The organism is Lysinibacillus alkalisoli (assembly GCF_014643595.1).
Classification (GTDB): domain Bacteria; phylum Bacillota; class Bacilli; order Bacillales_A; family Planococcaceae; genus Metalysinibacillus; species Metalysinibacillus alkalisoli.
On record NZ_BMJT01000003.1, the window covers coordinates 76,749 to 89,044 of the forward strand.

Genomic DNA, 12,296 nt, shown 5'->3' on the forward strand with positions numbered 1-12,296 from the left:
TTATAAACTTTTTGGCAGCGTAAACGTCAAAAAATATAACATTTAAAATAAAAGAAGGTTTTATTATGATAATCGCTATCCCCGCACTACTCATAAGTTTATTACTGCTTTATATGTGGTATGAAGCCAATCAAAACAATATCGTCACACATACTATCCCTACAACATATACAAACCAATACCACATCGCATTTATTTCGGATGTGCATGCACGTAAAATTCACTATCATCTGTTACAAAAGATGCGACATGTGGATGCGGTTATTATTGGTGGTGATTTTTGTGATAAAAGAACACCAATCCAACTAGTGGAGCGAAACCTACAAACGCTCGCAACACTAGGTAAAATATATTATGTTTGGGGGAATAATGACCGTGAAATAGAGGAAGCTCAACTACGTGCATTATTTAAAAAATATCATGTGACAGTACTAGAAAATGAAAGTGTGATGTTACAGGAGAAATTATGGCTTTGTGCGATTGAAGACACATCGACGAGAAAATATAGCTTTGAGAAAGCTTTTGCAAGTGTGCCACAAGCTGTAGATACTATTTGTGTGTCGCATAATCCTGGCGTTTTTAATCGTGCATATGTTTATAAACCCACGTTATTATTAGGTGGACATTGGCATGGTGGACAGATTAGGCTAGGGCCATATGGTATGCGTCCACTTGGTTATACAAAAATTGATGAAATTTCAGAAGTAGTAAGCAATGGGTACGGCACTACATTACTACCACTGCGTTTATTTGCCCGTCCAGAAGTACATCTCATTACATTACATGCACAAAAGTGAGTTTTTTTTATGTACTCGTATTATAATGAATAAGGAATGATATAAAGGAGTGTTAGATGATGAAGCAAGTAGATGCGCTTATCGTAGGTGGAGGGCCCTGTGGCTTAGCAGCGGCTATTGCGTTACAAGAACAGGGGCTACAACCCATAGTGATTGAGAAGGGAAACATTGTTAACGCTATTTATAACTATCCTACACATCAAACTTTTTTTAGTACAAGTGAAAAGTTAGCTATTGGTGATGTACCATTTATTATTGAAGAACGCAAGCCCAAAAGAAACCAGGCACTTGTCTATTACCGTGAAGTAGTAAAACGCAAGCAGTTACAAATACATCGTTTTGAAACCGTTTTGCATGTGAAAAAAGAAGGAGCGCTTTTTCATGTAGAGACAACAAAAGAGCGGTATCAAACCCCATATGTGATTATTGCCACAGGCTATTATGATAATCCAAACTATATGGAGATTCCGGGTGAAGACTTAGCTAAAGTGCATCATTATTTTAAAGAGGCGCATGAGTGCTTTGATCAAGATGTATTAGTAATTGGTGGTAAAAACTCAGCGATTGATGCTGCATTAGAATTGAATAAAGCAGGTGCGCGTGTAACAGTAGCCTACCGTGGCAGTACCTATTCACCAAGTATTAAACCATGGGTGCTCCCTGAATTTGAAGGAGTTGTTCGTAGTGGAGAGGTGAATATGTTGTTTGATACGAATGTAGAAGCTATTACTGCGCATGCTGTAACATTAAATATTGCTGGTGAAGAACGCGTGATCCCAAATGATATCGTATTTGCTATGACAGGCTATCATCCTGACCATGCTTTTATAAAGGAGATGGGTGTCGAGATTGACGAAGCTACTGGCCGTCCAACTTTTAATCTTGATACGATGGAAACTAATGTAAGCAACTTATTTATTGCAGGGGTTATTGCAGCAGGTAATAATGCGAATGAAATCTTTATCGAAAATGGCCGATTTCATGGTCAATGTATCGCACAAGCAATTGCTCAAAAAATACAACAATAAGGGTGGTAATAACCGTGAAAAAGAAAGTGGCGTTAATTACAACAGGTGGCACAATTGCGAGTACGCGTAATGAACATAACAAATTAGAGTCAGGGAAGTTAAATGGCAACGAAATATTAGCGATGTGTCAATTAGAAGATGAAATTGACATCACATTAGTTGATTTGTTCCAAGTACCTTCTATGCATGTAACATTCCAGCACTGGAATCAATTACATAATGAAATTGAACGTTTATTTCAAGACGATTCGATTTGTGGTGTTGTTGTCACTCATGGTACAGACAGCTTAGAAGAGACGGCTTACTTTTTAGAACTTACGGTAAATGACCATCGTCCTGTTATTGTAACAGGTTCACAAAAGTCACCAAGTGATACAGGGACGGATGTGTATGCCAACTTGCGTAATTCTTTATTAGTTGCTGCAGATCAAAGTAGTCGTGACATTGGAACATGTGTGGTGTTTAATGAAAAGATATTTCATGCTAAATATGTGAAGAAAACTCATTCTTCTAGTATCAATGGTTTTGGTGCTATTGGTTATGGCATGCTAGGTTATATTGATAATGATGAGGTTGTGATTTATCAAAAGCCAACAAAGAGAGAATATTATCGCATACAACATACATACCCTTATGTAGAAATTGTGACAGCGTATTTAGGTGCAACAGAAGCACTATTAAACTATTTATTATCAACCGATATTAAAGGTGTCGTATTAGTAGGAGCAGGACGAGGTCAAATTACCCCCGCTATGACAGAAGCAGTCGAGGCACTTTGTCAAAATGATGTGCGAGTTGTATTAACAACAGCAACAGAAGAGGGGCGTGTATTTCCAACGTATGATTACTACGGTAGTGCAAACAATTTAGAGCAACGTGGTGTGATTATGGGCGGCGATTTTGAAGCTAAAAAAGCACGTATTAAACTCATGTTAATGTTAGCGAATGATGAGACCAACTATCATTCGTTTATGCATGGGTAAATGGTATGTAACAGGCGGCTTAAAACTGTTGTTTTGAGTCGTTTTTACTACAAGATAAGCAGATAAATTTACGTTAGCAATTTTACAGAAATGGCTGAAAATAATGGTATAATATGATACATAACGCTTATCGAGAGGAGCGGTTATTTTGTTAATTTTGTTATCCGCTGCTATCGCACCAGGTTTAGCGCTATTTAGCTATTTCTATTTGCGAAATCAGATGGCTACGGAACCACGAAGAACGCTCTTTCATACATTTATTTATGGCCTATTAATTACATTCCCCATTTTATTTATTCAATATGTATTTATTGAAGAAGGTGTTATATCGCATGGCTTTTTTCAAGATGTCTTATTTTCTAGTACAATGGAGGAATTTTTTAAGTGGTTTATCTTATTGATTACTATTTATAATCATGGAGAGTTTGATGATCCCTACGATGGCATTTTATACGGGGCGAGTATATCCTTAGGGTTTGCCACATTAGAAAACGTATTATATTTATTAACGTATGGTTTAGATACCGCATTTTTACGTGCATTATTACCTGTTTCAAGTCATGCTTTATTTGGTGTAGTGATGGGTTATTATTTTGGTCAATCTAAATTCTCCCCGAAAAAAGGCAAGAAAACCTTAATTGTGCTAGCTTTAATAGCGCCGATGTTATTGCACATTATTTATAACACCATTCTTACATTTAGAGGACAGTGGTTATATTTAATTGTGCCTTTCATGCTCTTCTTATGGTGGTTTGGTTTACGCAAAGTAAAACAAGCACATATTCATTTAGTACGACATTTGCATGAGCAAAATAAAATTTAACACGTATGAGGAGATTTAAAATGGAGTTAAAGGCAGGTACAGAATTTTATTTAGAGCCCACTTATACCGATCGTGTAGAGCGCTTTCGTTGTAAAGTGGGCGAAACAACAAACGAGGCAATATTTATTCATTATCCAATCAATACGTTGACACAAAAAACCGCATTTTTTGTAGATGGTATGCAGTTTAGAGTTACTTACATGGTAGATAATAATTCATCGTATGCTTTTCAAACAGAAGTAATAGGGCGAAAAGTAGTTGACCAAATTCCTATGTTAATGTTAACGATGCCAAAAGATGAAGATGTGCAGAAAATTCAACGTAGAGAATATGTACGAGTTGAGACAGCTGTAGACGTAGCGATTAGTATTGATGGACAGCATTATCAATATGTCACGGAAGATGTGAGCGCAGGTGGTGTAGCATTAAAGTTACGTAATGATACGGTGTTAAAAGAAACAATGGAAGTACTTGTGACTATGGTATTGCCATTTACAGACGGTACCATCTCATATGTAACAACAGAAGCTACGGTGATGCGTATTTTTGAGAGGGAGCCGATGCGCATTGCCTCTTTGCAATTTACAGATACAGATGAGTTAGATAAACAGCATATCGTTCGTTTTTGTTTTGAGCGTCAGTTAGCAGACCGAAAAAAACAAACAGAAATTTAATACACTTCGCCTTTCTCAGTGCAGAAGGGCGATTTTTTTAGTTAAAAGTGAGAGTATGATAAACTAAATAAGATTGTTAAAAGGAAGGTAAGATGATGATGAAAAACATTCAAATCGCCATTGACGGGCCAGCAGGTGCAGGCAAGAGTACCATTGCTAAAATTGTAGCAGAAGCTTTGCAATTCACATATATTGATACAGGGGCTATGTACCGTGCCGTAACATATGAAGCCTTGCAAAGACAAATCCCTTTACATGACGAACAAGCTTTAACAGCTCTTGCAAAACAATTAAATATTACGTTACAACCATCATCAGATGGCCAGCTTATTTTTATTGATGGTCGAGATGTGACAGCAGTTGTACGTTCGCAAGAAGTAACAGCCAATGTATCTGAAGTGGCTGCACATGCAGGGGTTAGACAGTTGATGGTAACAGCACAACAAAAGCTTGCTAAAGCAGGTGGTGTAGTGATGGATGGTCGAGATATTGCTACGCATGTCTTGCCACAAGCAGAACTTAAAATATTTATGTCAGCCACTGTGGAAGAACGTGCTAAAAGACGTTTATTAGATAACGAAGCACGAGGTATTCCCTCTACATTAGAAGCATTAAAGCAAGATATTGCACGCCGTGACCAATTTGATAGTGAACGAGAAGTCTCGCCATTAATTCAAGCTGAGGACGCTGTATTTTTAGATACAACAACATTGTCAATTGAAGAAGCTGCACAAGCTATTTTACAATTGGCACATGAAAAAATGGTATAAATCAATATTTTTTCAAAAAAAGATGGTTATTTTTTGTCTTTGAGGGAAAACTTTAATAAGATAGATAGTGAAGGATGCGAAGGAGGGTTACATATGTCAGAGGAGACAAACATTACAAACAGCAGTTTTAATGAAGGAGATATCGTTACAGGTGTAGCAGAGCAGGTGGAATCAAAATCAGTTACTGTTTCAATTCCTGGTGCACCATTCGATGGCGTTGTACCAATTAGCGAGATCTCAAGCTTGCATATTGAACAAGCTTCTGATGCCGTATCTGTAGGCGATAAATTAGAGTTAATGATTACTAAAGTAGAAGAAGAGAATTTTGTATTATCCAAACGTAAAGTGGATGCTTTAAAAGCATGGGACGATTTAGAAACACAATTTGAAGCGGGTGAAGTATTCGAAGCGGAAATTAAAGATGTTGTAAAAGGTGGCCTAGTAGTTGATTTAGGCGTGCGTGGCTTTGTACCTGCCTCATTAGTGGAAGATTATTTCGTAGAGGACTTTGAAGACTATAAAGGTCAAACGTTAACACTTAAAATTGTAGAGCTTGACCGTGAGAAAAATCGTCTGATCTTATCTCACCGTGCAGTTGTTGAAGAAGGTAAAGCCAAACAAAAACAACAACTGATTAATGAGATTGAAGTGGGCAATGTACTAGAAGGTAAAGTGCAACGATTAGCCGACTTTGGTGCATTTGTCGATATTGGTGGCGTAGATGGTTTAGTGCATATCTCACAAGTTGCTCATGAACATGTCTCAGATGTGCGCGATGTGTTAAAAGAAGGCGATGCTGTTACTGTAAAAGTATTATCTGTTGACCCAGATAATAACCGTATTTCGTTATCTATTAAAGATACACTGCCAGGACCATGGTCAAACATTGAAGAGAAAGCAGCTGTTGGTGCGGTGTTAGATGGTACAGTTAAACGTTTAACTTCATTTGGCGCATTTGTCGAAGTTTTCCCTAATGTTGAAGGTTTAGTGCATATCTCACAAATCGCACATAAACATATTAATACACCACAAGAAGTGTTAAAAGAAGGCCAAGACGTACAAGTAAAAGTCTTGGATGTTAATGCGGAAGAAGGACGTTTATCACTAAGCATTAAAGCATTATTAGAGGATGAAGGCGCTGAGGAAGTCATTGACTATGAATTGCCTGAAGAGACGTCAGGTTTCTCATTTGGTGATGTGATTGGCGACCAATTAAAAAACTTTAAAAAATAAATCGTAGACATCCTATCTAATTCGTAGACGAGATCTAATACAGGTCTCGTCTATTTTTTTGTATGGGGAAATTGTTGAGAACGATTATCAATAATTTTCGAATAATAGTATCATTTTTCCTATCACTTCAAGTAGAATAGAGAGAGGAGGGTATAAAATGATTTTACAAATGATTATTATTTATATTATGCCAATTGCTTTTACTATAATGATTTGTGTAAAACAGCATAATCGCCTTGTATGGCTTTTTAATAGTTTATTGCTACTGGCATTTACGATATGGATTTTCCAAGCAGGAGCATGGGACCTCGTTTATTGGTACCGTTACATTATGCTACTTATAGCTATATTTGCAGTTGTAATGACAGGTATTAAAAATCAAGCTTTACCATGGATTCAAGGTAGATATAAGTTTGATATCTTTATCTCTGGCGCATTAGCTTTATTTTTTATCGTAAACTCGTTTAATATTATGGATAATTACAGCTATGAAGGAAAGGTTATGCATATCGCATCGCCATTGCAAGATGGGGTATTTATGGTAGTGCAAGGTGGTGGTGGTACAGGTTTAAACTATCATGCTGCGTATCCCCCACAGCGCTATGCCATGGACATTGTAGAGTTAGCGTATTATACTTCACGTGCTAAAGGCATTATGCCAAAAGCGTTATCAGATTATGTGATTTATGAGACACCTATTTACAGCCCTTGTAACGGTGTTGTGACGAGTGTAGAAAATAATTTACCTGATATGAAAATAGGAGCAACAGATAAGGACAATGCAACAGGCAATCATGTGGCAATTCAATGTGAGGAGACGGATGCAACGCTTTATTTGGCTCATATGAAAACAGGTACTGTAGAAGTAGCAGAAGGTGATGTATTACAAGTAGGTGAGCGATTAGGTCAAGTGGGCAATAGTGGTAACACAAGCGAGCCACATCTCCATATTCATGCAGAGTTGGACGGGAATGGTGTCCCTTTACTTATTAATGATCGTTTCTTAAAGCGAAATTCTTTATTAAAAATGCAATAAAATATTGTCAAACATGCCCTAGCACGCTATGATTGCTAGGGCATTTAGATGAAAGTTGATACTTTCTCATGTATAATGTACGCATATTGAGGTTGGAAGGATTGAATAAAATGACGAAACCAGTAATAGCCATCGTAGGTCGTCCGAATGTCGGAAAGTCTACGATTTTTAACCGTATAGTTGGCGAACGTATCTCGATTGTTGAGGACGTACCTGGCGTTACACGTGACCGTATATATAGCTCTGCAGAGTGGTTAACACATGATTTTAATATTATTGATACAGGCGGCATCGAGATTGGTGATGAGCCTTTTTTAGAGCAAATTCGTCAACAAGCTGAAATCGCTATGGATGAAGCAGACGTTATTGTCTTTATGACAAATGGGCGCGAAGGTGTTACAGCAGCTGATGAAGAAGTAGCAAAAATTTTGTATAAAACGAAAAAGCCAGTTGTTTTAGCTGTTAATAAAATTGATAATCCCGATATGAGAGAAATGATTTACGATTTCTATGCATTAGGATTTGGTGAACCTTTCCCAATCTCTGGCTCACATGGTTTAGGTTTAGGTGATTTATTGGACGAAGCAGCTAAGCATTTCCCGAAAGAAGAAGATATCGGATATGGAGACGAAGTAATTAAATTTTCTTTAATTGGTCGTCCAAATGTAGGGAAATCCTCATTAGTTAACACCTTTTTAGGTCAAGACCGTGTTATTGTGAGTGATGTAGCAGGTACGACACGCGATGCTATTGATACACCATATCATTATGATGAACAAGATTATGTCATCATTGATACAGCAGGCATGCGTAAAAAAGGTAAAGTATATGAATCAACAGAAAAATATTCTGTGTTACGTGCTTTACGAGCGATTGAACGTTCAGACGTTGTCTTGATTGTATTGAATGCTGAGGAAGGGATTCAAGAGCAAGACAAAAAGATTGCAGGCTATGCACATGAGGCTGGTAAAGCGGTTATTATTGTGGTTAACAAATGGGATACTATTGAAAAAGATGATAAAACAATGAAGCGTTTTACAGATGATATTAGGGAGAATTTCCTATTTTTAGATTATGCACCTATTATTTTTGTGTCAGCTAATACAAAACAGCGCGTGCATCAAATTTTACCAATTATCAATCGTGTAAGTGAAAATCATGCTATGCGTATTCAATCATCCATTTTAAATGAAGTGATTGAGGATGCCGTTGTACGTAACCCTGCGCCTTCTGACAAAGGTAAACGACTACGTGTGTACTACACAACACAAGCAGCGATTAAACCACCAACATTTATTGTGTTTGTAAATGAGCCAGAATTAATGCATTTTTCTTATGAGCGTTTTATTGAAAATCGCATTCGAGAAACATTTGATTTTGAAGGCACGCCAATTCGTCTGATTACACGTGCACGTACGTAAATAGGAGTGATTAAGGTGGAAAAAATAACGGTTTTAGGTGCAGGTTCATGGGGCACAGCACTTGCTATGGTTTTAGCTGAAAATGGACACGATACATTATTATGGTCTCATCGTGAGGACCAAGCGACTGAAATTGCACAAGGACATACAAATGAACGGTATTTGCCAAACCTTACGTTGCCAACAACTTTGCGTGCAACAGCCAATCTACAAAATGCTACGGCACATGCTGATATTTTTATCGTTGCTGTCCCTACAAAAGCAATAAGAGAAGTTTGTCAGCAATTGAATGATTATTTAACAAAACCTGCATTGTTTGTTCCAGTATCAAAAGGGATCGAACCGCATACACATAAACGTGTATCAGAAATGATTTTAGAATCTGTGTTACCTCAATATGTCGATGATGTTGTTGCTTTATCTGGACCAAGTCATGCCGAAGAAGTTGTGAAACATCATCCTACAACGATTACAGCAGCTTGTGTTAATTTATCAGCGGCTGAAAAGGTACAGGATTTATTTATGAATCAATATTTCCGAGTGTATACAAATGAAGATATTATAGGTGTAGAGATTGGTGGCGCCTTAAAAAATGTGATTGCTTTAGCTGCTGGGATTACAGATGGTTTAGGTTATGGGGATAATGCTAAAGCAGCTCTCATTACAAGAGGATTAGCTGAAATTACGCGCTTAGGTGTAAAAATGGGGGGCAATCCATTCACTTTCTCTGGTTTAACAGGTATGGGTGATTTAATCGTCACTTGTACGAGTGTACATTCTCGTAACTGGCGAGCAGGGAATTTACTAGGGCAAGGGCATAAACAACAAGAAGTACTTGCTCAGATGGGGATGGTTGTTGAAGGAGTTCGCACTACCCAAGCAGCATATCAGCTTGCTCATAAATATGAAGTGGTCATGCCCATTACGAATGCGTTATATGCGGTATTATTTGAAGATGAAGAACCAAAAGTAGAAGTGGATAAACTTATGATGCGCATGAAAAAACGTGAAATAGACGAAATGATGCAAGAATAATAAAAGATTAAAACGGTCTTGTAGTGGCTATTATTAACCTAGCAGGCGTTTAGCGATAGATGCTAGACTCTGTTAACTATTTACAAAATTTAGCAATTTCAATGATAAACGAAAAAGTGGTAAGGAAAGATTCATTTTTCCTTACCACTTATTTTGTGCACGCCTTTAAAATGTTACGATTTTTAAGTGATCTTGTCACAAAATAAAATTAGTCATTAAAAACCACTGGCGGTTTCTGTTCTTTTTATGTTTACATAGTATAATGAAAAAGATGAACTTGTGAAGAAAGGTGGTATTTTATTGGGTCCGCTAGCACATATGCCTGCGTTAGATGTGATGTGGGTTTCTTTTTATTGTATTGGTTTTTTATTAGCTTCTATTTTGTTAATTTATTTAAGCCGCAATAAAATAAAAAATGGTTTTGTACGAGTCATAATAAATTTAATTGCGTATATTTTATTTGGATTAGGCTCGTTTTTAATGGTATTAATTGTTGCCACATGGCCAGCGTAATTGATAGGGTAGAGGTGAATTATACATGAAGAAACAAGGAACACTTATCGTGTTTTTAGTAATAGCTGTTATGGCATTATCAGGTTGTATGTTTCCTGATAGTGAAAAGGCAGCCAATCAAATTCCTTATGCTGACCAACTTGCCGCAGTACAACAGGCTGTAAATCAGTATAAAGAGGATACAGGTGGGCTTGTACCCATTAAGGACCGTGACATGGATACAGACCCTTATATTAAGTATTTAATTGATTTTGAGAAATTAGTACCGCGTTATATGGCAGAACCTCCTGGTACAGCCTATGAAAAAGGTGGCATCTATCAATACACGATTTGGGATCCCGAAAATACAGCAGAAGTAAAATTAGTGGATTTAAACATACCTGAGCGTATGCGTGAGATTAAAATTCGTGCAATGGGGAGATATTTACCAACGAAAGACTTAATTAATCCTTTAGCGTTTCGCATCGATTACGAAGCTTTAGGTTTTAAAGAAGAAATTACAGTGAAAAGTCCCTATTCACAACATCAGTTGCCAATATTTATGACAGGAGATGGCGAATTACATGTGGATTATACGTTAGATTTAGCGGATATTTTGCGTGAGGAGAAGCCAGACGTAAAACCAGGTGATGATATTCGTGACTTATTAGTAGAACGCTCTCCAATCGTGCCTGCCTATTCGGTGCCATATACGGTAGATGATAATAATGAACCTGTTATGGTAATTGAAATTACTAAGGCAAAGGATCGTAAGGAAAATTCAGATAATAAAGAAGAAAATCCTACGGTAGATGATAAAAACGAAAAAAATGATAAATGATTTCGTAAAAAAGGGCTAAATCTCTTTAAAATGGGTATTGTAGTAAGGAATTCAGTTGCACCGCAGTTTATGTTATGTTAATCTTTTTACATGATTCGGTGTATTTCCCTTTGAGAGGAGGTGAATGGTGTGAATAAAACAGAACTAGTAAACGCTGTTGCAGAAGCTACAGAACTTTCTAAGAAAGATGCTGCTTCAGCAGTAGATGCTGTATTTAATACAATCCAAGACACTCTTGCAAAGGGTGATAAAGTACAATTAATTGGTTTTGGTAACTTTGAAGTACGTGAACGTGCGGCTCGTAAAGGTCGTAACCCACAAACAGGTAAAGAAATCGAAATCGCTGCAAGCAAAGTACCTGCGTTTAAACCAGGTAAAGCGCTTAAAGATGCTGTGAAATAATTTCGTAGTTTCTACATAGAGGCAAGCTAAACAAGTCCGTTTAGCTTGCCTCTACTTTTTTTATCATAATTGCGTCATTTCCTAACGCATAAAAGGGTGCTACAATGAACAATGTATGCGTTGAAACATAAATTATGCTACTATGCAAAGAGTAGCTGAAATGTTGTTGAGAAGCAGGAGGATTTTGGAATGACAAATGTGGATTTGAAAAAGATTGAAGAAGCAGTAAAAATGATATTAGAAGCGGTTGGGGAAGATGTAGACCGTGAAGGATTATTAGACACACCGAAACGTGTAGCAAAGATGTACCAAGAGATGTTTAGCGGCTTACATGAAGATGCTAAAGATTATTTCAAAACAGTGTTTCATGAAGATCACGAAGAGTTTGTGCTTGTAAAAGACATCCCTTTTTACTCGATGTGCGAACATCATCTTGTCCCTTTCTATGGTAAAGCACACGTGGCTTATATTCCACAAAATGGAATAGTGGCAGGTTTAAGTAAATTAGGACGTGCAGTTGAAACAATAGCAAGACGTCCGCAATTGCAAGAACGTATCACTTCCTCTGTGGCAGATACGATTATGGAAATGTTAGGGGCAAAGGGAGCCTATGTTGTAATAGAGGCTGAGCACATGTGTATGACAATGCGTGGATTGAAAAAGCCTGGTGCTAAAACGGTGACAGCGGTAGCTAGAGGGATTTATGAAGAAAATGAAACAATGCGAAAAGAAGTCATCTCATTTATTCAAATGTCTTAATC

14 protein-coding genes are annotated in these 12,296 nt (G+C 37.3%); all 14 read left to right on the forward strand.

Annotated elements, in window-relative coordinates; all coding sequences use genetic code 11:
• Positions 1-65: 65 nt before the first annotated feature.
• The 14 genes from IEW44_RS04770 (at position 66) to folE (ending at position 12,294) form a co-directional block, all read left to right on the forward strand.
• On the forward strand, positions 66-797 hold the full coding sequence (locus tag IEW44_RS04770) for a metallophosphoesterase (protein WP_188613900.1): 732 nt from the start codon (positions 66-68) through the stop codon (positions 795-797).
• A gap of 59 nt (positions 798-856) precedes the next feature.
• Entirely contained in the window at positions 857-1,825 is a 969-nt protein-coding gene (locus tag IEW44_RS04775) for a YpdA family putative bacillithiol disulfide reductase (protein WP_188613901.1), read from the forward strand.
• Positions 1,826-1,839: 14 nt separating this feature from the next.
• Positions 1,840-2,808 carry an asparaginase gene (locus IEW44_RS04780; RefSeq protein WP_229704163.1) on the forward strand — a complete coding sequence of 323 codons (969 nt, stop codon included), beginning with the start codon at positions 1,840-1,842 and terminating at the stop codon, positions 2,806-2,808.
• 148 nt (positions 2,809-2,956) lie between these two features.
• The gene (gene prsW / locus IEW44_RS04785; protein ID WP_188613903.1) at positions 2,957-3,631 is read left to right on the forward strand and encodes a glutamic-type intramembrane protease PrsW; all 675 of its coding nucleotides are present in this window, start codon (positions 2,957-2,959) and stop codon (positions 3,629-3,631) included.
• Between the two features lie 20 nt (positions 3,632-3,651).
• Positions 3,652-4,305: a flagellar brake protein gene (locus tag IEW44_RS04790; RefSeq protein ID WP_188613904.1), complete on the forward strand. Its 654-nt coding sequence runs from the start codon at positions 3,652-3,654 to the stop codon at positions 4,303-4,305.
• A 95-nt stretch (positions 4,306-4,400) separates the two neighbouring features.
• Entirely contained in the window at positions 4,401-5,075 is a 675-nt protein-coding gene (gene cmk, locus IEW44_RS04795; RefSeq protein ID WP_188613905.1) for a (d)CMP kinase, read from the forward strand.
• A gap of 93 nt (positions 5,076-5,168) precedes the next feature.
• Complete coding sequence (gene rpsA, locus IEW44_RS04800) at positions 5,169-6,308, forward strand: 30S ribosomal protein S1 (protein WP_188613906.1); 1,140 nt, start codon at positions 5,169-5,171, stop codon at positions 6,306-6,308.
• Positions 6,309-6,465: 157 nt separating this feature from the next.
• Positions 6,466-7,344, forward strand: coding sequence for a M23 family metallopeptidase (locus IEW44_RS04805; RefSeq protein WP_188613907.1), 879 nt, complete (start codon positions 6,466-6,468; stop codon positions 7,342-7,344).
• 110 nt (positions 7,345-7,454) lie between these two features.
• Positions 7,455-8,765: a ribosome biogenesis GTPase Der gene (gene der / locus IEW44_RS04810; RefSeq protein WP_188613908.1), complete on the forward strand. Its 1,311-nt coding sequence runs from the start codon at positions 7,455-7,457 to the stop codon at positions 8,763-8,765.
• Between the two features lie 15 nt (positions 8,766-8,780).
• Positions 8,781-9,800: an NAD(P)H-dependent glycerol-3-phosphate dehydrogenase gene (locus IEW44_RS04815; RefSeq protein ID WP_188613909.1), complete on the forward strand. Its 1,020-nt coding sequence runs from the start codon at positions 8,781-8,783 to the stop codon at positions 9,798-9,800.
• A gap of 300 nt (positions 9,801-10,100) precedes the next feature.
• The gene (locus IEW44_RS04820) at positions 10,101-10,313 is read left to right on the forward strand and encodes a DUF2768 domain-containing protein (protein WP_188613910.1); all 213 of its coding nucleotides are present in this window, start codon (positions 10,101-10,103) and stop codon (positions 10,311-10,313) included.
• Positions 10,314-10,338: 25 nt separating this feature from the next.
• A complete protein-coding gene (locus tag IEW44_RS04825; RefSeq protein ID WP_229704164.1) occupies positions 10,339-11,133 on the forward strand; it encodes a YphF family lipoprotein in 795 nt (264 codons plus the stop codon).
• A gap of 129 nt (positions 11,134-11,262) precedes the next feature.
• Positions 11,263-11,535, forward strand: a complete 273-nt coding sequence (gene hbs / locus IEW44_RS04830; RefSeq protein WP_188613911.1) for a non-specific DNA-binding protein Hbs — start codon at positions 11,263-11,265, stop codon at positions 11,533-11,535.
• Positions 11,536-11,724: 189 nt separating this feature from the next.
• Positions 11,725-12,294, forward strand: coding sequence for a GTP cyclohydrolase I FolE (gene folE / locus IEW44_RS04835; RefSeq protein WP_188613912.1), 570 nt, complete (start codon positions 11,725-11,727; stop codon positions 12,292-12,294).
• The last annotated feature ends 2 nt before the right edge of the window (positions 12,295-12,296 follow it).